23 protein-coding genes are annotated in these 25,382 nt (G+C 60.3%); 13 read left to right on the plus strand and 10 right to left on the minus strand.

The features are described from left to right. Positions 1–51 precede the first annotated feature (51 nt). From ACA051_RS13500 to ACA051_RS13540, 9 genes are all read left to right on the plus strand, one after another. A complete protein-coding gene (locus tag ACA051_RS13500) occupies positions 52–1,830 on the plus strand; it encodes a PQQ-dependent methanol/ethanol family dehydrogenase (RefSeq protein WP_497375201.1) in 1,779 nt (592 codons plus the stop codon). A gap of 296 nt (positions 1,831–2,126) precedes the next feature. Further along, entirely contained in the window at positions 2,127–3,647 is a 1,521-nt protein-coding gene (gene exaC, locus ACA051_RS13505) for an acetaldehyde dehydrogenase ExaC (RefSeq protein WP_497310252.1), read from the plus strand. A gap of 247 nt (positions 3,648–3,894) precedes the next feature. Beyond that, positions 3,895–3,966: a pyrroloquinoline quinone precursor peptide PqqA gene (gene pqqA / locus ACA051_RS13510; protein ID WP_010455123.1), complete on the plus strand. Its 72-nt coding sequence runs from the start codon at positions 3,895–3,897 to the stop codon at positions 3,964–3,966. Positions 3,967–4,019: 53 nt separating this feature from the next. Next, the gene (pqqB, locus tag ACA051_RS13515; RefSeq protein WP_497375203.1) at positions 4,020–4,934 is read left to right on the plus strand and encodes a pyrroloquinoline quinone biosynthesis protein PqqB; all 915 of its coding nucleotides are present in this window, start codon (positions 4,020–4,022) and stop codon (positions 4,932–4,934) included. 139 nt (positions 4,935–5,073) lie between these two features. Then, positions 5,074–5,826 carry a pyrroloquinoline-quinone synthase PqqC gene (pqqC, locus tag ACA051_RS13520; protein ID WP_497375205.1) on the plus strand — a complete coding sequence of 251 codons (753 nt, stop codon included), beginning with the start codon at positions 5,074–5,076 and terminating at the stop codon, positions 5,824–5,826. Then, positions 5,823–6,956: a pyrroloquinoline quinone biosynthesis protein PqqE gene (pqqE, locus tag ACA051_RS13525; RefSeq protein ID WP_497375207.1), complete on the plus strand. Its 1,134-nt coding sequence runs from the start codon at positions 5,823–5,825 to the stop codon at positions 6,954–6,956. Before pqqC ends, pqqE begins: the two co-directional genes overlap by 4 nt. 235 nt (positions 6,957–7,191) lie before the next feature. Continuing rightward, complete coding sequence (gene ercA / locus ACA051_RS13530; RefSeq protein ID WP_403098548.1) at positions 7,192–8,355, plus strand: alcohol dehydrogenase-like regulatory protein ErcA; 1,164 nt, start codon at positions 7,192–7,194, stop codon at positions 8,353–8,355. Continuing rightward, positions 8,339–10,066, plus strand: a complete 1,728-nt coding sequence (locus ACA051_RS13535; RefSeq protein ID WP_497375208.1) for a hybrid sensor histidine kinase/response regulator — start codon at positions 8,339–8,341, stop codon at positions 10,064–10,066. Before ercA ends, ACA051_RS13535 begins: the two co-directional genes overlap by 17 nt. 376 nt (positions 10,067–10,442) lie before the next feature. After that, a complete protein-coding gene (locus tag ACA051_RS13540) occupies positions 10,443–11,063 on the plus strand; it encodes a TetR/AcrR family transcriptional regulator (protein ID WP_497310257.1) in 621 nt (206 codons plus the stop codon). Positions 11,064–11,204: 141 nt separating this feature from the next. Here the strand turns inward: ACA051_RS13540 and preA are convergent, their stop codons facing one another. From preA to hydA, 3 genes are all read right to left on the minus strand, one after another. Beyond that, a complete protein-coding gene (gene preA / locus ACA051_RS13545; RefSeq protein ID WP_497375209.1) occupies positions 11,205–12,479 on the minus strand; it encodes an NAD-dependent dihydropyrimidine dehydrogenase subunit PreA in 1,275 nt (424 codons plus the stop codon). After that, a complete protein-coding gene (locus tag ACA051_RS13550) occupies positions 12,480–13,847 on the minus strand; it encodes an NAD(P)-dependent oxidoreductase (RefSeq protein WP_497375210.1) in 1,368 nt (455 codons plus the stop codon). It abuts the gene before it with no gap. 159 nt (positions 13,848–14,006) lie between these two features. Next, the gene (hydA, locus tag ACA051_RS13555; protein WP_219094811.1) at positions 14,007–15,446 is read right to left on the minus strand and encodes a dihydropyrimidinase; all 1,440 of its coding nucleotides are present in this window, start codon (positions 15,444–15,446) and stop codon (positions 14,007–14,009) included. Between the two features lie 553 nt (positions 15,447–15,999). Between hydA and ACA051_RS13560 the strand changes: the two genes are divergently transcribed. After that, a complete protein-coding gene (locus tag ACA051_RS13560; RefSeq protein WP_497375211.1) occupies positions 16,000–17,484 on the plus strand; it encodes an NCS1 family nucleobase:cation symporter-1 in 1,485 nt (494 codons plus the stop codon). Positions 17,485–17,626: 142 nt separating this feature from the next. Continuing rightward, positions 17,627–18,910 (plus strand): Zn-dependent hydrolase, encoded by a 1,284-nt coding sequence (locus tag ACA051_RS13565; protein ID WP_497375213.1) that lies wholly within the window; start codon positions 17,627–17,629, stop codon positions 18,908–18,910. A gap of 64 nt (positions 18,911–18,974) precedes the next feature. Here the strand turns inward: ACA051_RS13565 and ACA051_RS13570 are convergent, their stop codons facing one another. From ACA051_RS13570 to ACA051_RS13595, 6 genes are all read right to left on the minus strand, one after another. Continuing rightward, complete coding sequence (locus ACA051_RS13570) at positions 18,975–19,388, minus strand: DUF6691 family protein (protein WP_497375214.1); 414 nt, start codon at positions 19,386–19,388, stop codon at positions 18,975–18,977. A gap of 2 nt (positions 19,389–19,390) precedes the next feature. Beyond that, positions 19,391–19,825, minus strand: coding sequence for a YeeE/YedE family protein (locus tag ACA051_RS13575; RefSeq protein ID WP_497310264.1), 435 nt, complete (start codon positions 19,823–19,825; stop codon positions 19,391–19,393). A 245-nt stretch (positions 19,826–20,070) separates the two neighbouring features. Beyond that, a complete protein-coding gene (locus ACA051_RS13580; RefSeq protein WP_497310265.1) occupies positions 20,071–20,295 on the minus strand; it encodes a hypothetical protein in 225 nt (74 codons plus the stop codon). Positions 20,296–20,403: 108 nt separating this feature from the next. Then, the gene (locus tag ACA051_RS13585) at positions 20,404–21,138 is read right to left on the minus strand and encodes a substrate-binding periplasmic protein (RefSeq protein WP_497375216.1); all 735 of its coding nucleotides are present in this window, start codon (positions 21,136–21,138) and stop codon (positions 20,404–20,406) included. 173 nt (positions 21,139–21,311) lie between these two features. Beyond that, positions 21,312–21,653 (minus strand): hypothetical protein, encoded by a 342-nt coding sequence (locus ACA051_RS13590; RefSeq protein WP_497310267.1) that lies wholly within the window; start codon positions 21,651–21,653, stop codon positions 21,312–21,314. 184 nt (positions 21,654–21,837) lie between these two features. Continuing rightward, positions 21,838–22,575 carry a response regulator gene (locus tag ACA051_RS13595; RefSeq protein ID WP_497375218.1) on the minus strand — a complete coding sequence of 246 codons (738 nt, stop codon included), beginning with the start codon at positions 22,573–22,575 and terminating at the stop codon, positions 21,838–21,840. A gap of 229 nt (positions 22,576–22,804) precedes the next feature. Here ACA051_RS13595 and ACA051_RS13600 point away from each other — a divergent pair, with 229 nt between their 5' ends. Beyond that, positions 22,805–23,050 carry a DUF2790 domain-containing protein gene (locus tag ACA051_RS13600; RefSeq protein WP_497310269.1) on the plus strand — a complete coding sequence of 82 codons (246 nt, stop codon included), beginning with the start codon at positions 22,805–22,807 and terminating at the stop codon, positions 23,048–23,050. Between the two features lie 178 nt (positions 23,051–23,228). Here the strand turns inward: ACA051_RS13600 and ppnN are convergent, their stop codons facing one another. Beyond that, positions 23,229–24,602 (minus strand): nucleotide 5'-monophosphate nucleosidase PpnN, encoded by a 1,374-nt coding sequence (ppnN, locus tag ACA051_RS13605; protein WP_497375220.1) that lies wholly within the window; start codon positions 24,600–24,602, stop codon positions 23,229–23,231. Positions 24,603–24,827: 225 nt separating this feature from the next. Here ppnN and ACA051_RS13610 point away from each other — a divergent pair, with 225 nt between their 5' ends. Continuing rightward, a complete protein-coding gene (locus ACA051_RS13610) occupies positions 24,828–25,355 on the plus strand; it encodes a DUF3087 domain-containing protein (RefSeq protein ID WP_497375222.1) in 528 nt (175 codons plus the stop codon). Positions 25,356–25,382 lie beyond the last annotated feature (27 nt).

Below are 25,382 nucleotides of genomic sequence, written 5' to 3' on the forward strand. Positions count from 1 at the left end.
CCAGACCGGGAAAATTTCCCGGGTATAACAAAAACCGCAGAGGCAGCCGTCATGACCGAACCCGCACGTCGCCAACCCTTCGTCTTGAGCTTACTGCTCAGCGCCATGCTGTTGTCCGCCACCGCGCTGGCCGGCGTCACCGACCAGGACATTCTCCAGGACCCCAAGAACCCGGAGCAGATCGTCACCAACGGTCTGGGCGTCCAGGGTCAGCGCTACAGCCCGCTGGACACCCTCAACGTCGACAACGTGAAGGACTTGCGCCCGGTCTGGGCGTTCTCCTTCGGCGGGGAAAAACAGCGCGGTCAGCAAGCACAGCCGATGATCAAGGACGGCGTGATGTACATGACCGGTTCCTATTCGCGGGTGTTTGCGGTGGATGCGCGCACCGGCAAGAAGCTCTGGCAATACGATGCGCGCCTGCCCGATGACATCCGTCCCTGCTGCGACGTGATCAACCGTGGCGTCGCGCTGTACGGCGACCTGGTGTTCTTCGGCACCCTCGACGCCAAGCTTGTGGCCCTGAACAAGGACACCGGCAAAGTGGTCTGGAGCAAGAAAGTTGCCGACCACAAAGAAGGCTATTCAATCAGCGCCGCGCCGCTGGTGATCAACGGCAAACTGATCACTGGCGTGGCCGGTGGTGAATTCGGCGTGGTCGGCAAGATCGAAGCCTACGACCCGAAAAACGGCGACCTGCTGTGGACCCGACCCACGGTGGAAGGCCACATGGGTTACACCTACAAGGACGGTAAAGCGGTAGAGAACGGCATCTCCGGCGGCGAAGCCGGCAAGACCTGGCCGGGTGACCTGTGGAAAACCGGCGGCGCGGCACCTTGGCTCGGCGGTTACTACGACCCGGAAACCAATCTGCTGCTGTTCGGCACCGGCAACCCGGCACCGTGGAACTCGCACCTGCGTCCTGGCGACAACCTCTACTCATCGTCGCGCCTGGCGCTCAACCCGGACGACGGCACCATCAAGTGGCACTTCCAGAGCACGCCCCACGACGGTTGGGACTATGACGGCGTGAACGAGCTGGTGTCGTTCAACTACACCGAAGGCGGCAAAGAAATCAAAGCCGCTGCGACCGCCGACCGTAACGGTTTCTTCTACGTGCTGGACCGCACCAACGGCAAATTCATTCGCGGCTTCCCGTTCGTGGACAAGATCACCTGGGCCACCGGCCTGGATAAAGAGGGCCGGCCGATCTACAACGAAGCCAGCCGCCCTGGTGCGCCAGGCACCGAAGCCAAAGGCAGTTCGGTGTTCGTAGCACCTGCGTTCCTCGGCGCGAAAAACTGGATGCCGATGGCCTACAACAAGGACACCGGGCTGTTCTACGTGCCGTCCAACGAGTGGGGCATGGACATCTGGAACGAAGGCATCGCCTACAAGAAAGGCGCGGCGTTCCTCGGCGCCGGTTTCACCATCAAACCGCTGAACGAAGACTACATCGGCGTGCTGCGCGCCATCGATCCTAAGACCGGCAAGGAAGTCTGGCGCCACAAGAACTACGCGCCGCTGTGGGGCGGCGTGCTGACCACCAAGGGCAACCTGGTGTTCACCGGTACGCCGGAAGGTTTCCTGCAGGCGTTCAACGCCAAGACTGGCGAGAAAGTCTGGGAATTCCAGACCGGTTCCGGCGTCCTCGGCTCGCCTGTGACCTGGGAAATGGATGGCGAACAGTACGTCTCGGTGCTGTCCGGCTGGGGCGGTGCTGTGCCGCTGTGGGGCGGTGAAGTGGCCAAGCGCATCAAGGACTTCAACCAGGGCGGGATGCTCTGGACCTTCAAGCTGCCCAAAGACCTGGTCGTGGCCAAACACTGATCTAAATACCTACACAACCTGTGGCGAGGGAGCTTGCTCCCGCTCGGCTGCGAAGCAGTCGTAAACCGGCCAGCGCGGTGTGACAGATAAACCGCAGCGTCTGGGTTTGGGAGTGCTTCGCCCTCCAGCGGGAGCAAGCTCCCTCGCCACAAAAGCCTGCTGATACCGGGGCACCTTCTACTACCAAATAACGAGAATCCCCCTGCCAACGGCGCATTCGTCTGGCACGCGGGGCTCTCTACTATCGGTTCATCGCCTGTTTGCCCGACAGGCATCGACCCAGACAGAGGCCCACCATGATCTACGCACAACCTGGAACACCCGGCGCCGTCGTTTCCTTCAAAGCGCGCTACGGCAATTTCATCGGCGGCGAGTTCGTTGCCCCGGTCAATGGCGAGTACTTCACCAACACCTCGCCGGTCACCGGTGAAGTGATCGCCGAATTCCCTCGTTCCAACGCCGCCGACATCGAAAAAGCCCTCGACGCAGCCCATGCGGCGGCGGATGCCTGGGGCAAGACCTCGGCCCAGGATCGTTCGTTGGTGCTGCTGAAAATCGCCGACCGCATCGAACAGAACCTGGAAATCCTCGCCGTCACCGAAACCTGGGACAACGGCAAGGCCGTGCGCGAAACCCTGAATGCCGACGTTCCACTGGCCGCCGACCACTTCCGTTACTTCGCCGGTTGCATCCGCGCTCAAGAAGGCGGCGCCGCCGAGATCAACGAGCTGACCACCGCCTATCACTTTCACGAGCCGCTGGGCGTGGTCGGGCAGATCATCCCTTGGAACTTCCCGCTGCTGATGGCCGCGTGGAAACTCGCCCCGGCCCTGGCTGCCGGCAACTGCGTGGTGCTCAAACCCGCCGAACAGACGCCGTTGTCGATCATGGTCTTCGCCGAGCTGATCGCCGACTTGCTGCCACCCGGCGTGCTGAACATCGTCCAGGGTTTCGGTCGCGAAGCGGGTGAGGCGCTGGCCACCAGCAAGCGCATCGCCAAGATCGCCTTCACCGGTTCCACGCCGATTGGCGCGCACATCATGAAATGCGCGGCCGAGAACATCATTCCAAGTACTGTAGAGCTGGGCGGCAAGTCGCCGAACATCTTCTTCGAAGACATCATGCAAGCCGAGCCGCAGTTCATCGAGAAAGCCGCCGAAGGCCTGGTGCTGGCGTTCTTCAATCAGGGCGAAGTCTGTACCTGTCCATCCCGGGCTCTGGTGCAGGAATCGATCTACGACGACTTCATGAAAGTGGTGATGACGAAGATCGTCAAGATCAAGCGCGGCAACCCGCTGGACACTGAAACCATGGTTGGCGCCCAGGCGTCCGAGCAGCAATACGACAAGATCCTCTCGTACCTGAAAATTGCCCAGGAGGAGGGTGCCGAGCTGCTCACCGGCGGCGCGGCCGAGCGTCTGGAGGGCGACTTGTCCAGCGGTTATTACATCCAGCCGACCCTGCTCAAGGGCCACAACAAAATGCGCGTGTTCCAGGAGGAAATCTTTGGCCCGGTAGTAGGCGTCACCACGTTCAAGGACGAAGCCGAAGCCCTGGCGATTGCCAACGACAGCGAATTCGGCCTCGGCGCCGGTCTGTGGACCCGCGACATCAATCGTGCCTACCGCATGGGCCGGGCGATCAAGGCCGGACGTGTGTGGACCAACTGCTACCACCTGTACCCGGCGCATGCGGCGTTCGGTGGCTACAAGAAGTCCGGTGTCGGCCGTGAAAACCACAAGATGATGCTCGACCATTATCAGCAGACCAAAAACCTGCTGGTGAGCTACGACATCAACCCGATGGGGTTCTTCTAACCCGCAAGAACACCGCAAAACCCTGTGGGAGCGGGCTTGCTCGCGAAGGTTGCGTCACATTCAACATATGGGTTGACTGACACACCGCCTTCGCGAGCAAGCCCGCTCCCACATTGGTTTTTTGTGTGCTTGAAGACCCCCTACCAACGCACGCCGCCACCTCGTTCCAAAGTAGCATTCGATCACTTGGCGCCCCGTGCATTAATGGCTTTACCGGAATGTCCCGGCACAAGAAGAGGATTGACCCATGTGGAATAAACCCGCGTTTACCGATCTGCGCATTGGTTTTGAAGTGACGATGTATTTCGCCAACCGTTGATTGTCCACCCGGCCAGCCGTCGCGTTGGCCGGGCCTGCCTTCTGGAGCCTCCCATGCACATTCGTGTTCTCGGTTCCGCCGCTGGTGGCGGTTTCCCGCAATGGAACTGCAACTGCCGCCAATGCGCCGGGATGCGCGATGGCAGCCTGCGGGCGCAACGGCGCACGCAATCGTCGATTGCCCTGAGCGACAACGGTGTGGAGTGGGTGCTGTGCAATGCGTCACCGGACATTCGTGCTCAGCTTGAAAGTTTCCCGGCAATGCAACCGGCCCGCCGCTTGCGCGATACGGCCATCGCCGCGGTCGTCCTGCTGGACAGCCAGATCGACCATTGCACCGGCCTGTTGAGCTTGCGTGAAGGGTGTCCGCATTCGGTCTGGTGCACGGAACGCGTTCATCAAGACCTCAGCAGTGGCTTTCCCTTGTTCACCATGCTTGAGCACTGGAACGGTGGCTTGCAGTGGCAACCCGTCGGGCTGGACCGTGAACCGTTCAGCATTGCGGCCTGCGAGCACCTGCAGTTTCGCGCGATTCCCTTGGTGAGCAACGCGCCGCCGTATTCGCCCAATCGCGGCAATCCGCAACCGGGCGACACCATCGGTTTGTTTATCGAAGACCGGCGCAGCGGCGCCAGCGTGTTCTATGCCCCAGGCCTTGGGCAAATCGACGACGAAGCGCTGAGCTGGATGCAACGCGCCGATTGCCTGCTGCTGGACGGCACCTTGTTGCGCGACGACGAAATGCGCGTGTGCGAAGTCGGCCATAGCCTGGGCAGTGAAATGGGGCATCTGCCGCAAAGCGGTGCTGGCGGGATGCTTGAAGTGCTGGAGGGGTTTACACGCCAGCGCAAAGTGCTGATCCACATTAACAACACCAATCCGATCCTCGATGAAGACTCGGCTGAGCGGGCGTTATTGGAGCGGCGGGGGATTGAAGTGGCTTTTGATGGGATGAGTCTTGTGCTGTAGCTCATGGCCTCTTCGCGGGCAAGCCTCGTTCCTACAGGTTTTGTGGTGTGCGCCACTTCTGCGGTCGGCGAAACCTTGTAGGAGCGAGGCTTGCCCGCGAAGGCGTCAGCCGTAACACCGCGAAATCCGGAGAACCGCAATGACTGACCAACCAATGTCCACAGCCGAATTCGAACAAGCCCTGCGCACCAAAGGCGCCTATTACCACATCCACCACCCGTTCCACCAAGCCATGTACGCTGGCCGCGCTACCCGCGAGCAGATTCAGGGCTGGGTCGCCAATCGCTTCTACTACCAGGTGAACATCCCGCTCAAGGATGCCGCCATCCTCGCGAACTGCCCGGACCGCGACGTGCGCCGTGAATGGCTGCAACGCATCCTCGACCATGACGGCGTCCCCGGCAGCGAAGGCGGCATTGAAGCCTGGCTGCGTCTGGGAGAAGCGGTGGGGTTGGACCGTGAGCAAATCCTCTCCCAGGAACTGGTGCTGCCCGGCGTGCGCTTCGCCGTGGACGCCTACGTCAATTTCGCCCGTCGCGCCTGTTGGCAGGAAGCGGCCAGCAGTTCGCTGACCGAACTGTTCGCGCCGCAGATCCATCAGTCTCGTCTCGACGCGTGGCCCACGCATTACCCGTGGATCGACCCGGCCGGTTACGACTATTTCCGCACGCGCCTGAGCCAGGCGCGGCGTGATGTCGAGCATGGTTTGCGCATCACCCTGGCGCACTACGTCACCGTCGAAGGCCAGCAGCGCATGCTGGAAATTTTGCAGTTCAAGCTCGACGTGCTGTGGAGCATGCTCGACGCAATGAGCATGGCCTACGAGTTGGGCCGTGCGCCGTATCACACCGTGACCACGGAGAATGTCTGGCACCGGGGGATCGCCCTGTGAGCCTGATCGAACAGCCACCCGGTCCGCCCTTGTGGTTATTGGCCGAGCTGACCTATCGTTGCCCGTTGCAGTGCCCGTATTGCTCCAATCCGCTGGATTTCGCCCAGCAAGGTGAGGAATTGAGCACCGAAGAATGGATTCGGGTGTTCCGCGAAGCCCGGGAGATGGGCGCGGCGCAACTGGGTTTTTCCGGTGGTGAGCCGTTGGTGCGCCAAGACCTGGCCGAGCTGATCAAAGCGGCGCGGGAAATGGGTTACTACACCAACCTGATCACCTCGGGCATCGGCCTGACCGAGCAGAAAGTCCGCGACTTCAAGGTCGCCGGGCTGGACCACATCCAGATCAGCTTTCAGGCCGCCGACGAGCAGGTCAACAACATGCTCGCCGGTTCGCGCAAGGCCTTTGCCCAGAAGCTGGCCATGGCCCGGGCGGTGAAAGCCCAGGGTTACCCGATGGTGCTGAATTTCGTCACCCACCGGCACAACATCGACCAGATCGCGCAGATCATCGACCTGTGCCTGGAGCTTGAAGCGGATTTTGTCGAACTGGCCACGTGTCAGTTCTACGGCTGGGCCGAACTCAACCGCGTCGGCCTGCTGCCGACCCGCGAACAATTGCAGCGTGCCGAGCGCATTACCAACGAGTATCGCGAGCGTCTTGAGGCTCAGGGGCATCCCTGCAAGCTGATTTTCGTCACCCCGGACTACTACGAAGAGCGCCCCAAGACCTGCATGAACGGCTGGGCCAACCTGTTTCTCGACATCACCCCGGACGGCACGGCGTTGCCTTGTCACAGCGCCCGCCAGTTACCGGTGGAGTTCCCCAATGTGCGCAAGCACAGCGTCTCGCACATCTGGACCGAATCCTTCGGCTTCAATCGCTTTCGTGGCGATGACTGGATGAAAGAGCCGTGCCGCTCCTGCGATGAAAAGCACAAGGACCTGGGCGGCTGCCGCTGCCAGGCGTTCATGCTGACCGGCGATGCCGAAAACGCCGACCCGGTGTGCAGCAAGTCCGCGCACCACGGAGTGATCCTCAAGGCTCGCGACGAAGCGGACGCGCCGGGGCAGGGCATGGAACACCTGACGTTACGTAACGAGAAGGCTTCGCGGCTGATCTATCGCGGCTGAATCGAAAGTTGACAAAAAAACCTGTGGGAGCGGGCTTGCTCGCGAAGGCGCCGGCACATTCGACATATCTATTGCCTGACACACCGCCTTCGCGAGCAAGCCCGCTCCCACAGGGATTTTCACTGGTGAAGAATTTGTGTACACCCCGGCGATTGCTACCCATTGGTCTGATTGCATTCGCGGCGGGATGGGTTAGTGTGGTTCTACCTTCAAAACAATAAAAACAGGCTTTCCAATGAGCCAGAGTCTCAGCCAGCTGCGTAAATTCGTTTCGCCTGAAATCATCTTCGGTGCCGGTTGCCGGCACAACGTCGGCAACTGCGCCAAGACCTTTGGTGCCCGCAAGGTACTGGTGGTCAGCGACCCCGGTGTGATTGCCGCCGGTTGGGTGGCCGATGTCGAAGCCAGCCTGCAAGCCCAGGGCATCGATTACTTCCTCTATAGCGACGTGTCGCCCAACCCGCGGGTCGAGGAGGTCATGCTCGGCGCCGAGTTGTACAAGGAAAACCACTGCGATGTGATCGTCGCGGTCGGCGGTGGCAGCCCGATGGATTGTGGCAAAGGCATCGGCATCGTCGTCGCCCACGGGCGCAACATCCTTGAGTTCGAAGGCGTCGATACCATCCGCGTGCCCAGCCCGCCGTTGATCCTGATACCGACCACCGCCGGCACCTCGGCCGATGTCTCGCAATTCGTGATCATTTCCAACCAGCAAGAACGCATGAAGTTCTCCATCGTCAGCAAAGCCGTGGTGCCAGACGTGTCGTTGATCGACCCGGAAACCACCCTGAGCATGGACCCGTTCCTGTCGGCCTGTACCGGCATCGATGCGCTGGTGCATGCCATCGAAGCGTTCGTTTCCACCGGTCACGGGCCGCTGACCGACCCGCATGCGCTGGAAGCGATGCGCCTGATCAACGGCAACCTGGTGCAGATGATCGCCAACCCGACGGACATTGCCCTGCGCGAGAAAATCATGCTCGGCAGCATGCAGGCCGGGCTGGCGTTCTCCAACGCGATTCTGGGCGCGGTGCACGCCATGTCCCATAGCCTCGGCGGCTTCCTCGATTTGCCCCACGGCTTGTGTAACGCGGTGCTGGTCGAACACGTGGTGGCGTTCAACTACAGTTCAGCGCCGGATCGCTTCAAGGTGATCGCCGAGACCTTCGGCATCGATTGCCGTGGCCTCAATCACCGGCAGATCTGCGGGCGTCTGGTCGAACACCTGATCGCCCTGAAACACGCGATCGGCTTCCATGAAACCCTGGGTTTGCACGGGGTTAGCATGGCGGACATTCCGTTCCTGTCGCAACACGCCATGCACGACCCGTGCATCCTCACCAACCCGCGCGAATCCAGCCAGCGTGATGTCGAGGTCGTCTATGGCGAAGCCCTCTGACGAGCAGCAACGCGCGCTCGCCGGGCTACTGGGATTAGGCCGCCACTCGGCGCGCAAGAGCCATTACCCGGAACTCGCCGCACGGCTGGACGAGTTGGAAGCCGAGCGCAATCGCTATAAATGGCTGTTCGAAAACGCCGTGCACGGGATCTTCCAGGCCAGCCTCATGGAAGGCATGCGCGCCGCCAACCCGGCCCTGGCGCGGATGCTTGGCTATCAGGACCCGCAAGAGGTGCTGTTTTCACTGGCGGACCTGGCGAGCAACCTGTTTGTCGGCGGTGCCCGGGAGTTGGAGAACATCGGCGAGATCCTCCGGCATCAGGGCAGCCTGCACGGTTATGAAACCCAGTTGCGGCGCAAGGACGGCAGTAGCCTCGATGTGCTGATGAACCTGCTGCTCAAGCCCGATCAGGAAGGGCTGGTGGAGGGCTTCGTCGCCGATATCACCGAACGCAAACTAGCCCAGCAGCGCCTGCTACAACTCAATGACGAACTGGAGCAGCGGGTCACCGCGCGCACCGACGAATTGCTGGAAGCCAATCGCAACCTGCAACAGCAGATCACCCAGCGTAAACAGATCGCAGAAGCTTTGCGCGACGCCCGGGATGCCGCCGAAGCCGCCAATCGCAGCAAGGACAAATACCTCGCTGCTGCCAGCCATGACTTGCTGCAGCCACTCAACGCCGCCCGTTTGCTGATATCGACGTTGCGCGAGCGCAAATTGCCGGATGTCGAGCAGGTGTTGGTGGAGCGCACGCACCAGGCCCTGGAAGGCGCGGAAGATTTGCTCACCGACTTGCTGGACATTTCCCGGCTCGACCAGGCCGCCGTCAAGCCAGACGTCGCGTTGTACCGCCTCGACGAATTGCTCGCGCCGCTGGTCTCGGAATTCCAGTCGGTGGCCGAGGCTGCCGGGTTGAACCTGCGGGTTCACATGGGCGACTACGCCATTCATACCGACTTGCGCTTGATGACACGCATCCTGCGTAACTTTCTCAGCAATGCCTGCCGTTATACCGATGAGGGCAGCATTCTGCTGGGGGCCAGACGGCGCGGCGACATGCTGCGCCTGGAAGTGTGGGACACCGGGCGCGGGATCGCGGCGGACCGGCTGGACTCGATCTTCCTCGAATTCAACCAGCTGGATGTCGGGCGCGCCGCCGACCGCAAGGGCGTGGGGCTCGGGCTGGCGATTGTCGAGCGTATCGCCCAGATCCTCGGCTATAAAATCGGAGTTTTCTCGCGGCCGGGACGCGGTTCGATGTTCAGCATCGACGTGCCGATTTCCAATGAGATTCCGTTGCCGATCAGCCTGGCAGCGCCGCTGCCGGGCACCGGCAATCCGTTGCCGGGCCGGCGCCTGCTGGTGCTGGACAACGAAGTGAGCATTCTTGAAAGCATGAACGCGCTGCTCGGGCAGTGGGGCTGCGAGGTGGTCATTGCCACGGATGAGCACTCAGCGCTGGCGGCTTTGCAGGGACGGGCGCCGGAACTGATTCTGGCCGACTACCACCTTGATCACGGGGTGGTGGGGTGTGATGTGGTGCGGCATTTGCGCGAGCATTTCAGCCAGACGATTCCAGCGGTGATTATCACCGCCGACCGCACCGACCAATGTCGGCGCTCGTTGCAGCGACTTGGCGCGCCGCTGCTGAATAAACCGGTAAAGCCCGGCAAGTTGCGTGCGGTGCTGAGTCAGATGTTGGGCTAGTCAAGTTTGCGGTAGTGCAGGCTGAAACCCAGTTCGGCAGATTGACCTTACTCCAGCAGGCGCAACCCCGGCCGGGTATGTGGTGTGCGTTCACCGGGTTCGATGCAGAAAGAAACCAGGCCACTGTGCTGTCAGTGGCCGGGGTCCGGTCTTTCAAATGGGCGTGGGCAAACACCGAGGATGCGGTGAGCAGCGAGCCGAGCAGGGCGGCGGTGGTCAGCGCTTTCTTGAGCAGCATCGTAAATACCTCGGAGGCAGGTCGAAAGGCGCGTCAGTTTACTTGCGAGCACCTGGGTGTACGAAGTTTCCGTTTCCCTTGTCGCCGCGTGGTAGAGCGGATGCTAGTCTTGGCCAACGCTGTTGTCAGGGAGCCCTCATGGGCAATCACAAGATCGAGATTCGTCGCAGTAACGTCGAGAAAATTCTGCTGGGGGCCGAAAAGGTCTTCGCCGAAAAAGGCTTCGGCGGCACCGCCATGGCCGACATTGCCGCGCAAGTGCAACTGCCGCGCTCTAATCTGCATTACTACTTCAGCACCAAGACCGAACTGTACAGCGCAGTGCTGTTCGATCTGCTGGAAGTCTGGAAGCAGGACGCGTTGTGCTTCGAGCTGTTCGACGATCCGCGCGTGGTGCTCAGCAGCTACATCCGCGCCAAGATGAACCACTCCCGCAGCCGGCCTTATGGGTCGAAAGTCTGGGCCAATGAAATCATCCACGGCGCCCCCACCCTGGGCGTGGCGCTGGACGAGAGCCTGTACGACTGGGCCAAGATGAAAGAAGCGAAAATCCGCCAGTGGGTGGACGACAAACGGATCCTGCCGGTGGAGCCTTCAAGCCTGCTGTACATGATCTGGGCGTCGACCCAGCATTACGCGGACTTTGATCATCAGGTGAATATCCTTAATGACCATCAGCCGCTGTCGGACATGCAGTTCGAGCGGGCGGTGCAGACGGTGACGAGTGTGATATTGCGGGGGATCGGGTTGGAGCCTTGAGGTTTGCGGTGCAGCTGACGGCCTCTTCGCGGGCAAGCCTCGCTCCTACAGGGCCAGCGTCGATTAATTAATCGTGGATCGACACAAAACCTGTAGAAGCGAGGCTTGCCCGCGAAGGCGTAGGCTCAGGCGATGCAGATCTCAGACGGCTACATGGTAGGGATTTCGCGGATCATGATTCCAATCCAGAAACGGCTTGCCGTTCTCCATCGGCACCATCTCGATGCAATCCTCCACCGGGCAGGTGATCTGGCACAGGTTGCAGCCGACGCATTCATCCTCAATCACTTCGTACTTATGCGTCCCGTCCGCCTGTTTCAGGCTGGCGACTGCCTGGTGCGAGGTATCTTCGCAAGCAATGTGGCAGCGTCCGCAGCCAATGCACGCGTCCTGATCAATCTTCGCAATCACCTGATAGTTGATGTCCAGGTACTTCCAGTCCGTGGTATTGCCCACCGCGCGGCCGGAAAATTCCGGGATGCTGGCGTAACCCTGACTGTCCATCCAGCGTGACAGACCGTCCTTCATCTCCTCGACAATGCGGAAGCCATGCAGCATCGCCGCCGTGCACACCTGCACCGAGCCGCTGCCCAGGGCGATGAATTCCGCGGCATCACGCCAGCTGCCAATGCCGCCAATGCCGGAGATCGGCAGGCCCTGAGTCTGCGGATCACGGGCGATTTCGGCGACCATGTTCAGCGCAATCGGCTTCACCGCCGAACCGCAATAACCGCCATGGGTGCTTTGACTGCCGACGGCAGGGTTGGCGACCATGCGCTCCAGATTGACGCTGGTGATCGAGTTGATGGTGTTGATCAGCGACACCGCATCCGCGCCGCCGCGATGGGCCGCGCGGGCGGCGACGCGGATGTCGGTGATGTTCGGCGTGAGCTTGACGATCACCGGCAGCGAGCAATACGTCTTGCACCAGCGGGTGACCTGCTCGACGTACTCCGGCACCTGACCAACCGCCGCGCCCATGCCCCGTTCCGGCATGCCGTGGGGGCAACCGAAGTTCAGCTCGATGCCGTCGGCGCCGGTGGCTTCCACCAGCGGCAAGATGAATTTCCACGACTCTTCGACGCACGGCACCATCAGCGAAACGATCAGCGCGCGGTCCGGCCAGTCCTTTTTGACCTGGGTGATTTCCCGCAGGTTGATCTCCAGCGAGCGGTCGGTGATCAGCTCGATATTGTTGAAACCCACCACTTCACGGTTGGCACCGAAGTGCGCCGAGTAACGTGACGACACGTTGACCGCCGCCGGGTCTTCACCCAGGGTTTTCCAGACCACGCCACCCCAGCCGGCCTCGAAGGCTCGGACCACGTTGTAGGCCTTGTCGGTCGGCGGCGCGGAGGCCAGCCAGAACGGATTCGGGGACTTGATGCCGGCGAAGACAATCGAAAGATCGGCCATTTACGCAGCCTCCACGTTGAGCATCAGTTGAGCGTTGATTGCCTCGGCAGCCCGTTTGCCATGCTGCACGGCTTGCACGGTGAGGTCCTGATCGAGGCTGGTGCAGTCGCCGCCGGCATACACGCCGGGGATGCTGGTGCGCAGCTGTTCATCGACCTGGATCCTGTCGCCCTGGCGCTTGAGTTCACGTGCCAGAGGGTCGGCGAGGGCGCTGGAATCGAAGGCCTGGCCGATGGCTTTGAAGATCGCGTCGGCGGCCAGCTCGAAGGTTTCGCCGGTGGTTTGCAGGCGGCCGTCTACCAGATGCGTGCGGGCGAAGCGCATGCCGCGCACCTTGCCTTGGTCATTGAGCAGCACTTCTTCGGGCTGTGCCCATGTCAGCAAGCGCACTTGATTGGCCTTGGCGATGTCTTGCTCGTGGCCGGTGGCGCCCATTTCCTCGACACCACGGCGGTACACCAGATTCACGTCGTGAGCCCCCAGGCGGGCCATTTGCACGGCCATGTCGATGGCCGTATTGCCGGCGCCGAGGACGATGCAATGGTCCGCCAGCGGCAGTTGGCTCAGGTCATCCGCCTGACGCAGTTCGCGGATGTAGTCGGTGGCAGCGAGCAGGCCGGGTGCGTCTTCGTGAGGCAAGCCTAGTTGTTTACTGGCGGCCAGGCCGAGGCCAAGGAACACCGCGTCGAATTGCGAATGCAGTTCGCTGAGGGTCAGGTTCTCGCCGAGTTTCTGGCCGTGGCGGATTTCGATGCCGCCAATCTGCAGCAGGAACTCAAGCTCCGTTTGCGCGTAGTCATCCACCAGTTTGTACTTGGCGATCCCGTATTCGTTGAGGCCGCCAGCCTTTTCCCGGGCCTCGAAAATCACCACGTCATGGCCATGCATCGCACTGCGGTGAGCGCAGGACAAACCGGCCGGGCCGGCACCGACCACGGCGATGCGTTTGCCGGTGGCGGCGGCGCGCTGGAAGGGGTGTTCGCTGAAGTGCGCGTTGTCGACGGCGTAACGTTGCAACAGGCCGATCAATACCGGTGCGCACTCGTGGTCGTTGTTGCGCACGCAGGCTTGCTGGCAGAGGATTTCCGTCGGACACACCCGGGCGCAGCTGCCACCGAGTATGTTCGCCGAGAGGATTTTCTGCGCAGCGCCCTGAACGTTTTCCTGATGGATATTGCGGATAAACGACGGGATATCGATCTCGCTCGGGCAGGCATTCACGCACGGCGCATCGTAGCAATACAGGCAGCGCGAGGCTTCCAGATGCGCCTGACGGTCATTGAGTGGTGGTGCCAGGTCGGTGAAATGGCCGTCGAGGGCGGCCGCATTCTCATAGGGATGCGGGAGGTGGTTCAGGGATTTGATCACGGTTTTTTTGCCTCACGGTTATTGAGGTGCTGCCTCTGATGGGCATTGGTATTCGTGTTGTCTGGGCCGGCCTCTTCGCGGGCAAGCCTCGCTCCTACTTTTTGGAATGCATTCCCCTGTAGGAGCGAGGCTTGCCCGCGAAGGCCGAAGGCCTCGATCTCAGCGCTTCACAGCCGTCGGCCTGTTCAACTCAGCCCGCTTGCTCAGCAAATCAAATACCGCCGGATACGCCGGCCGTTCGACATACCGCCCGGCGCCACGCTCAGCGCGCAGATCACCATCGGCCCACACCACCCGACCCTGGCTCACGGTATGGCTCGGCACACCGCGCACGGTCTTGCCTTCGAAGATGTTGAAGTCGACCTGCTGGTGGTGAGTCTTCGCCGAAATAGTCCGCGTCCCCTCTGGGTCCCACAGCACCAGGTCCGCATCCGCGCCCACGCGGATCGCACCTTTACGCGGATAGAGGTTGAAAATCTTTGCGGTGTTGGTGGAGGTCAGCGCTACGAAATGCTGCATCGACAGACGGCCGGTGTTGACCCCTTCATCCCAAAGCACAGCCATGCGGTCTTCGATACCGGCGGTGCCATTGGGGATCTTGCTGAAGTCATCCCGGCCGGCGGCTTTTTGCTCGGCACAGAAGCAGCAGTGGTCGGTGGCGGTGGTGTGCAGGTTGCCTGATTGCAATCCATGCCAAAGCGCCTCTTGATGGCCGCGAGGACGGAAGGGCGGGCTCATCACGTAACCGGCGGCGGTCTGCCAGTCCGGGTGTTGGTAGACGCTGTCGTCCAGCAGCAGATGCCCGGCGAGTACTTCGCCGTAGACCTGCTGGCCCTTGCTGCGGGCGTAAGTGATTTCGTCCAGCGCTTCCTTGGTCGAGACATGCACCAGGTACAGCGGCGTGCCCAGGGTTTCGGCAATGCGGATCGCCCGGCTTGCGGCTTCGCCTTCCACTTGGGAGGGCCGGGAGAGGGGATGCGCCTCGGGCCCGGTCATGCCCTGGGCCATCAATTTGCGTTGCAGGTGATACACCAACTCACCGTTCTCCGCGTGCACGGTCGGCACTGCGCCGAGTTCCAGGCAGCGCTCGAAACTCGCCACCAAGGTGTCATCGGCCGCCATGATCGCGTTCTTGTACGCCATGAAATGCTTGAAGCTGTTGACCCCGTGCTGGCTGACCAGCTCCGCCATTTCCTCGCGAACCTGTTCGCTCCACCAGGTAATGGCGACATGGAAACCGTAATCCGATGCCGACTTCTCGGCCCAGCCGCGCCACTGATGAAAGGCTTCCATCAAGGATTGCTGCGGATTGGGAATCACGAAGTCGATGATTGACGTGGTGCCACCGGCAAGGCCTGCCGCGGTGCCACTGAAAAAGTCTTCACTGGCCACGGTGCCCATGAAGGGCAGTTGCATGTGCGTGTGCGGGTCGATGCCGCCGGGCATCAGGTATTGGCCGCTGCCGTCGAGCACTTCGGCTCCGGCCGGTACATCAAGATTGTCGCCGATGGCTTTGATCACGCCGTCGGCGCAATAGACGTCGGCGCGATAACTTTCATCATGGGTAATAACGGTGGCGCCACGGATCAACAGAGACATTCCGAGTTCCTCGCAGGCAATGACCGACTTATGTCGGTTCTAAATGTTTTATATGAAGCCTGCGCAAACAGGTGTATTCCTGTCAGCGCTGTCAGGAATAGAAACTAGTCTGAGTTTATGGAATGAGCAAGAATATTTTTTATAAGCTTATTTCTGTTTTAACATATTGATAAATAACGATTAAAACTGATAATCACCAAAATGGTGTGGCCTCGAACCATTTTGACGCACTTGACAGGTTCTTAAAATGAACGAGATTTCTTATGTGAAATCAGCTGCTTGAGGATGGTCTATGGTTGATGCGCGACTTTGAAAAAAGGACCCATGCACCAGATTGAGTCCTGACGGTTCGGACAACTTGCCTGGCATTCGGCCTGAGTGAACAGGCAAGTAATCGGGGACTTATCGGCGCGATATATAAAAACTGATAAACATCAGTTGGTTGCGAAGTTTTTGTGGAACTGCCCGATGCGCAAACGGGGTGCCCGGCACGCTTATTGATGCCACCAGCCCCTGATGAGCAAAAAATAATTCAAAGAACAGTGGAGCGGCCATGCAACAGATCAGATCGCAAGTGACCGAGCGCGACGGCTTGTTTGAGCTCGAAGCCGGCAGCGACGTCCTCGACAGTCCCCGTTACAACCACGACATGGCACCAACCAAGGTGCGTGAACGAACCTGGAACAAATGGCACATCACTGCCCTGTGGGTTGGCATGGCGATCTGCGTGCCGACCTACACGCTAGGCGGCGTGCTCACCGCTTATTTCGGTTTGAGCGTCGGCGAAGCGTTGCTGGCGATTCTGTTCGCCAACATCATCGTATTGATCCCGCTGACCCTGAACGCCTTCCCCGGAACCAAGTACGGCATTCCGTTTCCGGTGCTGCTGCGTTCGTCCTTCGGCATCCTCGGTTCCAACGTTCCTTGCCTGATTCGTGCGCTGGTGGCGTGTGGCTGGTTCGGCATACAGACGATGTTTGGCGGGCTGGCCATTCACTTGTTTCTCGGCTCGGTGTTCGACGGCTGGAAAGCCCTCGGCGGGACCGGTGAAGTGATTGGCTTCATGGTGTTCTGGGCCTTGAACCTGTGGGTGGTGATTCGCGGTGCGGACTCGATCAAATGGCTGGAAACCCTCTCGGCGCCGTTGTTGGTGCTGGTGGGCGTGGGGCTGCTGGTGTGGGCCATGCCGAACGTGTCGATGACCGAACTGATGGCGATCCCGCCCAAGCGCACAGAAGGGGCAAGCGTGGTCAGTTACTTTGCCGCCGGGCTGACCGCGATGGTCGGGTTTTGGGCCACCTTGTCTCTGAATATTCCGGACTTCAGCCGTTATGCGAAAAGCCAGAAGGATCAGATCGTCGGGCAGATCATCGGCTTGCCCCTGACCATGTTTCTGTTCGCATCGCTGGGCGTGGTAATGACGGCCGCCTCGGTCAAACTGGTGGGCGTTACCGTCTCCGATCCGGTCACCCTGATCGGCCATATCCAGAGCCCGGTCTGGGTCGCGTTGGCCATGGCGCTGATCATCATTGCCACGTTGTCGACCAACACAGCGGCCAACATCGTGTCGCCGACCAATGACTTCCAGAACGTTGCGCCCAAGCTTATCAACCGCACGAAAGCGGTGATCCTCACCGGACTGGTTGGCCTGGCGCTGATGGCCCATGAGTTGTTGAAGAAGCTCGGGTTGATCGTCTCGGATTTGAGCCTGGAGACGGTGTACTCCAATTGGCTGCTGGGCTATTCGAGCCTGTTGGGCCCGATCGCCGGGATCATGGTGGTGGACTATTTCCTGATCAAGAAACAGCAACTGGACCTGGCTGGGTTGTATCGCGATGACGTGTACCCGGCGTGGAACTGGTTCGGGTTTATCGCGTTTGGCGTGCCGGTGGCGTTGACGCTGCTGTCATTGGGCAGCGATGCGTTCAGCTGGTTTTACAGTTACGGCTGGTTTACCGGTTCGGCGCTGGGGGGGCTGATTTATTACGGGTTGTGCTCGATGCGGCCTAACCCGTCTATCGCGAAATCTCCGGTGTGAGGGATGGCCCCTTCGCGAGCAAGCCCGCTCCCACATTTGGAATGCATTCCCCTGTGGGAGCGGGCTTGCTCGCGAAGACGGCCTTCCAGACGCCCCAAAAATTGCCTGAAAAAATCCCTAAGAACTGCCTGAGGAGATCACCATGAACGCTGCTGTAGACGTTCTGCAGTCCACCCATCAGCACATCAACCGCGACCGCTTGTGGCAGTCGCTCATGGAACTGGCCAAACTCGGTGCCACGGTCAAGGGTGGCGTCTGTCGCCTGGCCCTGACCGATCTGGACCGTCAGGCTCGGGACATCTTCGTCAACTGGTGCGAAGAGGCCGGTTGCACCGTCAGCATCGACGCCGTCGGCAACATCTTCGCCCGTCGCCCCGGGCGCAATCCGAACCTGCCGCCGGTAATGACCGGCAGCCACATCGACACCCAACCCACCGGCGGCAAGTTCGACGGCTGCTTCGGCGTACTGGCCGGCGTCGAAGTGCTGCGCACCCTCAACGACCTCGGCGTGGAAACCGAGGCGCCGCTGGAAGTGGTGGTCTGGACCAACGAAGAAGGCTCGCGCTTCGCCCCGTGCATGATGGGCTCCGGCGTGTTCGCGGAAAAATTCACCCTCGAAGAAACCCTGGCCAAGGTCGATGCCGAGGGCGTCACCGTTGGCGAAGCGTTGAATGCCATCGGCTACGCCGGCCCACGCAAGGTCAGCGGCCATGCCGTCGGTGCCTATTTCGAGGCGCACATCGAGCAAGGCCCGATCCTCGAAGACGAACACAAAACCATCGGTATCGTCATGGGCGCCCTCGGCCAGAAATGGTTCGATCTGAAACTGCGTGGCGTCGAAGCCCACGCCGGCCCGACGCCGATGCACCTGCGTAAGGATGCCTTGGTTGGCGCCGCAGTGATCGTCGGCGCAGTGAACCGCGCTGCCCTCGGCCATCAACCGCACGCCTGCGGCACCGTTGGTTGCCTGCAAGCCTATCCCGGCTCACGTAATGTCATCCCCGGCGAAGTGCGCATGACTCTGGACTTCCGTCATCTGGAACCGGCGCGCCTGGACTCGATGATCGCCGAAGTCCGTGAAGTCATCGAAACCACCTGCGAGGAACACGGCCTGACCTTCGAACTGACACCCACCGCGGACTTCCCGCCGCTGTACTTCGACAAGGGCTGCGTCGACGCGGTACGTGGGGCTGCCCAAGGCCTGGGGCTGTCGCACATGGACATCGTCAGCGGAGCAGGGCACGACGCGATCTTCCTCGCCGAACTCGGCCCGGCCGGGATGATCTTCGTACCGTGCGAAGGCGGCATCAGCCACAACGAAATCGAAAACGCCGCGCCGGATGATCTGGCAGCCGGGTGTGCGGTGTTGTTGCGAGCCATGCTGGCAGCGTCGGCGGCGATTGCCAGCGGCCAGTTGGCGGCCTGAAGCGCGAACACGATCGTAGACTTTGGCAGCACCTGCGCCGCCAAAGTCTACGATCTACGGTGACTCAGTGGCGCGCCTGCAGCGCTTTGAAGATCAGCATCCCCGCGAACATTGCGATGACAAATACCCAGGCTTGCCAATGCCCGGTTGGCAATAACACCAGCGCGGGCCCGGGGCAGATGCCCGCAATGCCCCAACCGACCCCGAACAGCAGGCTGCCAGCGATCAAGCGTCGATCCAGTTCACGACTGACCGGCAATTGCATCGGAGCGCCCAGCAAAGAGGTGGGGTGTTTCATCGCCCAATGAAACGGCGCCCAGGCCACCGCAATGGCAGCGATCATCACCAGTGCCAGGGAGGGATCCCATCGACCGGTGATATCGAGAAACCCCAGCACCTTCGCCGGGTTGGCCATACCGGCCAATAGCAGGCCGATGCCGAACACCAGGCCGGCGAGGAAAGCGGTCAGTTTTTTCATGCTCAAAATCCCAACAGATGACGCATCACAAACACGGTCACAAAGCCTGTGAACATGAAGCTCAACGTCGCGACGATGGAACGGGGCGACAGTCGCGAGATGCCGCACACCCCGTGGCCACTGGTGCATCCCGAGCCATATCGGGTGCCGATCCCGACACACAATCCAGCGATGATCAGCCCCACGGCGCCCGTCTTGAATTCAATGGTCGGCCATACCTGAAACAACGCCCATAGCAGGGGGGCGACCAGTAGCCCGAGGATGAACAAGGCTTTTTCACCTCGACCGGAATCGTCGGGTGACATCAGGCTGCCCAGCAATCCGCTGATCCCGGCAACCCGTCCATTGGCTACGATCATCACGCTCGCCGCCAAGCCGATCAGCGCACCACCGGCCAACGCGGACCACGGGGTGAAGTTAATCGTATCGAGCATCATCGCCATTCTCCTGGCCGGTAAAAAAATCAGCCTGCAAGCACACGCTTGCTTGAGCTTAGAGCAGTGCTTGCGAGAAAACCCTACGACGAAAGATCCCGATTTCTGCGGGCGCGTCACAAACCTCGGTGCTGGATCGTCACCTTATTGAATCCCCCGTCCGTAGCGGTGATTACCTGATACGAAGAAACCCCGGGTAGATCGGATCTACCCGGGGTTTCCTGTTTCAAGCAGCGCAAAGCTGTTAATCAATAACGCTGATACTTCGAGCCAAACTCAGGGCGGTTTTCAGCGACGTAGAGTTTGCTGGCCTGGCTGTCTTTGTGATCAGCGCCGACAGTGTTCACGTTCAGTGTTGCCGGTTGGCTGACTTTGGCTGCCGCAACGACTTGCGAGGTGGCATGTGGGGCAGCGATGGCGGATGCTGCGCCAAGAACCGACAGGGCGAAACCAAGACCAATGATGCTTTTCATGATGTTGCTCCAGTAGTGTGGGGAGAAGATGTGGCCACTGTAGTGCTGGAGCGTCGCGATGAAAAAACACCCTTGCGCATAGTTGATATCGAGCGCGTTGATCCACTGTCAGCGGGGTGTGGTGTCGCTGAGCCAACGCTGCTTGAGTTGTTCGAGCCGTCCGTCGCGTCTCATCTCATCCAGCGCCTGCTGCCAGCGCGCCACCTGATGAGCATCGGTGAGCGGGGAAAACGCAATGTAGGTGCCTTGCTTCATCAGTGGCATTTGATAATGCAACTGACTGGGCGCCAGGCCTTCTTCCCGCGCCAGGGTGGTGATGGAGAGGGTGTCCGCCACCACGAATTCGGTACGACCCAGGCGCGCCAGGCGCATCATTTGTTCGGGCGTTTCCACGCCGTATAAATTGTTCAAACCCTGTTTCTGCAAATAGCTGTAAACCAGCCATTTTCGCGGGACGACGATGCGCCCCAGGCTGCCGGCGTCCTGCAAGTTGTGCACCGGTTGTTGGGTGCCGTTGGCGGAATAGAGCGCCGTTTCCACTTCCATCAACGGGCCGACCCACTGGTATTGGCCATCGCGCTCGGCGGTGCGCAACACAGTAAATACGCCAGTGGCAGGCTCTGTGGTGGCGACACGCAAGGCGCGCAGCAAAGGGACTTGTTGGAGATGCACCCGGTCTCCGGCGCTTTCGGCCAGCGCCTGCACCACATCGACACCAAACCCCACCATTGTGTTGCCTTGCTGGAAATGCAGGGGCGGATGGTTGTCGGTGAGCAGGTTCAAATCGGCCGCCACCGCAGTGAATGTCAGGAAAGACAGCAGGCAACCGGCAATGCGCTTCATGAATCGTCCTTGATCGAATGAGGTGCAAATCTTAGTACGCGCTCATTCAACTGTCCCGAGAATTTGTCGGACCATTTCGTCAAACTTGAGGATTTAGGGGCGTTGTAAACACTAAATAACTGCGGGAGCGAGCCTGCTCCCACATTTGATCTCTGCCGGTTCGTAGAGCTTGATCAGTAGCGCTGATATTTCGAACCGAACTCAGGGCGATTCTCCGCGACGACCACACCCCCTTGTACGGCATTCTTCGGGCTGATCGACGCGACACGTTCGCGCTGTTCTTGCAGACGATCAGCGCCGCCTTCCGCGACGCGGTTCTCGATCAGGCGATCGGAACCACCTTCAGCCACACGATTCTGTTGCAACCGGTCCGAGCCACCTTCCACCAACAGTTGCTGGATCTGGCTGTGGGACGCAACGTTGACGGTATTGGCCGATGCCAGGTTCGACAGACCGAGGCCGCCAACCAGTGCCAGACCGAGTGCCAGGGACGAGACTTTCGAGAAGTTGAACATGGGTGATTCTCCGAGCGCTTGAGTGTGTGTGGGGCGGTAGCAGCTGCTATCCGGTGAACACAGTTAAACGCTCGGGTGTATCGGTGATGTGTGTTTGAACGCGCTGAAATCGGCATCTACGTATCGGATCGGGGTTCTTATACAGACGGATACAAAAACCCCTATGGTCATCAAAGGGAGCATTTCACGGCGCGCCGAGCAACTCCACGGGGTAGGAGAACACGTAGCCTTCGCTGCGTACGGTTTTGATGTAGGTCGACTCCCTGGAATCATCCATCAGCCGTTGGCGCAGACGGCTGACCAATAAGTCGATGGAGCGGTCGAACAGGTCGGCGTCGCGGCCCTGCGTAAGGTTGAGCAACTGGTCGCGACTGAGCACTCGCTGCGGGTGATCGAGGAATACCCGGAGCAAGCGGTATTCGGCGCCACTGAGTGCAACCATCGTGTCGTCTTCGTCCAGCAAGTGGCGGGCGGTGGTGTCCAGGCGCCAGCGGCCGAAACCCAGCAACCGGCCGCTTTCGGTGATGAGCAGGTTGGGCGGCAGCATCCGGGTACGGCGCAGCACGGCATTGATCCGCGCCAGCAATTCGCGGGCGGCGAACGGTTTGGTCAGGTAGTCGTCGGCGCCCATTTCCAGGCCGAGGATGCGGTCGGTTTCGTCGTTGCGTGCGGTGAGCATCAGGATCGGCGTGGCTTTGTGCTTGCCCGAGCGCAGTTCGCGGCACAGCAGCAGGCCGTCATCACCGGGCATCATGATGTCGAGCACGATCAGGTCCACGGTGTTGGTTTCAAGAAAGCTGCGCATCTGTCGGCCATCGGCGACCACCGTGGTGCGCAGGCCGTTCTTTTTCAGGTAATTACCGACCAGTTCGCGGATCTCGCGATCGTCATCGACGATCAGGATGTGGTTCACGTGTTCCATTGCTCAACCCTCTTGTTATTCGCATGTCGCGCATTCTAGGGCGCCGCGCCGCGCCTGCCTGCATGCCGGCCTTTGTATCTCACTGTATCGGGTGCCTTGTGTGACACCTTACGCCTTAATAGTCCCGATTTTAGGACACATGGCGGATACCTCAGGCCGATTAAATGGGTTCCATCGAGACAGGACGACTTGCCTCGCTCCACTGCCCATCGACTTAGAGGACATCATCATGAACTGGAACAAACGGGTTGCCGCTGGCTTCTTTGCTGTCCTGAACGTTGCAGCGTTTTCGGCCCATGCGGATGCTCAGGCCCACAGTACCCAGCTGGATATCAAGAAGGTGATTTCTACTGTAGAAGACGGCGGGGCGAATTGCGGAATTGTGAATGCGCGGATGACGTATCTGGATTCGAGTGGTACGCAGAAGGTACTGGATTACAGTAAGTTTGCGGCGTGTGGCAATCAGGGCGGTTGACCTTGGCGGCCTTCGGGCTGACCAGGTTTACCCCCGATGTACCCGTCAACCTGTGGGAGCGAGCCTGCTCGCGATGGCGGTCGATCAAGCAGCATCAATGTTGGATGTGCCAGCCTCATCGCGAGCAGCCTCGCTCCCACAAGGCCGGCTCGCGAGGTTACGGTTCACATTAGCTTTGTTATGCAACCACCTGATAACACGGAACATAAGCCGCGCCACCCGGCAGTTTCATCCGGTGCTGCGCAACGAAGGCCTTGAGCAGTTGATCCAGAGGATGCATGACCGCTGCATCGCCACGGATCTGGTAAGGCCCGTGTTCTTCGATCAGGCGGATGCCCTTGTCCTTGACGTTGCCGGCGACGATGCCGGAGAACGCGCGGCGCAGGTTGGCTGCCAGTTCGTGAGGTGGCAGGTTACGGCTGAGTTTCAGGTTGGCCATGTTTTCGTGGGTCGGGTCGAACGGGCGCTGGAAGCCTTCGTCGATTTTCAGCAGCCAGTTGAAATGGAACGCGTCATTGCGCTCGCGGCGGAACTGTTTGACCGCTTTGAGGCCTTGAGTCATCTGGCGCGCGACTTCTGCCGGGTCGTCGATGATGATCTCGTAGTGTTGTTTCGCGGCGTCACCCAGCGTTGCGCCGACAAACGCGTCCAGTTGCTCTAGATACGGCGCGGCATGTTTCGGCCCGGTGAGGACCACGGGGAAGGGCAGGCCGGCATTGTCCGGGTGCATCAGGATGCCGAGCAGGTACAGGAACTCTTCGGCCGTGCCGGCGCCGCCCGGGAAAATGATGATGCCGTGGCCCACGCGGACGAAGGCTTCCAGGCGTTTCTCGATGTCCGGCAGGATCACCAGTTCGTTGACGATCGGGTTAGGCGCTTCGGCGGCGATGATGCCGGGCTCGGTCAAGCCGAGGTAGCGGCCACCGTGGATGCGTTGCTTGGCGTGGGCGATGGTCGCGCCTTTCATCGGGCCTTTCATCACGCCAGGGCCGCAACCGGTGCAGATGTCGAGGCTGCGCAGGCCCAGTTCGTGGCCGACTTTCTTGGTGTATTTGTATTCTTCGGTGTTGATCGAGTGACCGCCCCAGCACACCACGATCTTCGGCTCGACACCCGGGCGCAGGGTGCGCGCGTTGCGCAGCAGGTGGAAGACGTAGTCGCTGATGCCTTGGGACGTGCTCAGGTCGATGCGCTGGGCATCGAGTTCGTTTTCGGTGTAGACGATGTCACGCAGGGCGCTGAACAGCATTTCCCGGGTGCTGGCGATCATTTCACCGTCGACGAAGGCGTCGGCCGGGGCATTCAGCAGTTCAAGGCGTACACCGCGGTCCTGCTGGTGGATGCGGATTTCGAAATCTTTGTAGGCTTCGAGGATGGTCTTGGCGTTATCAACGTGGGCGCCGGTGTTGAGGATGGCCAGGGCGCACTGGCGGAATAAGGTGTAAGTGCTGCCGGATCCGGCTTCGCTCAGTTGCTGTACTTCACGTTGAGAAAGGGTTTCCAGGCTGCCTTTAGGGCTGACGGAGGCGTTGATTACTTGTCGTTGGGTCATTCAATGATCCTTAAAACGATGCTGTTCATACAGGCGAATGGCATCCGAATAGTGTGTATCCATGAAAGAAGATGGCACGAACTGCGCTGTATCGCCATGTTCCAAGGTGACGATGAAAAGATGAAGAGACACCCAGCATAGCTAAATCCTGCACAGGGGCGATAATGCCCCGCAGTCTTTTCGCTCACCGATCCTTTTACCATTGATGCAAGGAACCCCGTCACGATGTTCGAAATCCAGCCGATGAACGCCGAACTCTTTCGAAAGCAGACGCGGCGCAGCACGGTCATTATTGCGCTGATATTCCTGGCGCTGGCGATGGTGCTGTCCACCGCGGCGGTGGCGTTGTTTGGCGAGCCAGGGGGCGACAACCTGCGATTTAATGTTGGCGGCGTGTTTGTCGCGGTGCTGCTGATGGCGGCGCTGATGCGCGGCACATTCTGGTCTCAGGCCTGGATGGCGCCAGCGGTGTACGGCTGGCAACTCAAGCGCAACCTGATGAGCATCACCAATGTGATGCATCAGGTGACAGCGGCGGTGGAGACGGGTGATCCGACGGCCATGAAGTTGCTGCGTTTCTACCATCTGGGCTTGAGCCAGATGCACGAATTGGACGGCAACTCCAGCGACCATGGGCAATTGAGCCGGGAAATGGAGCAACACAAGGCGCGGATGGAAGCGCTGGGCCTCGACACCGAACAGACGCAGTTGAATCCCGCCTGGCTTGAAGCGGTGAAGCAGCCGCCGAAGTAAATCCCGTGGGGCGGCCTCGACACCCCC

The sequence above is a fragment of the Pseudomonas sp. LBUM1669 genome, assembly GCF_059695705.1.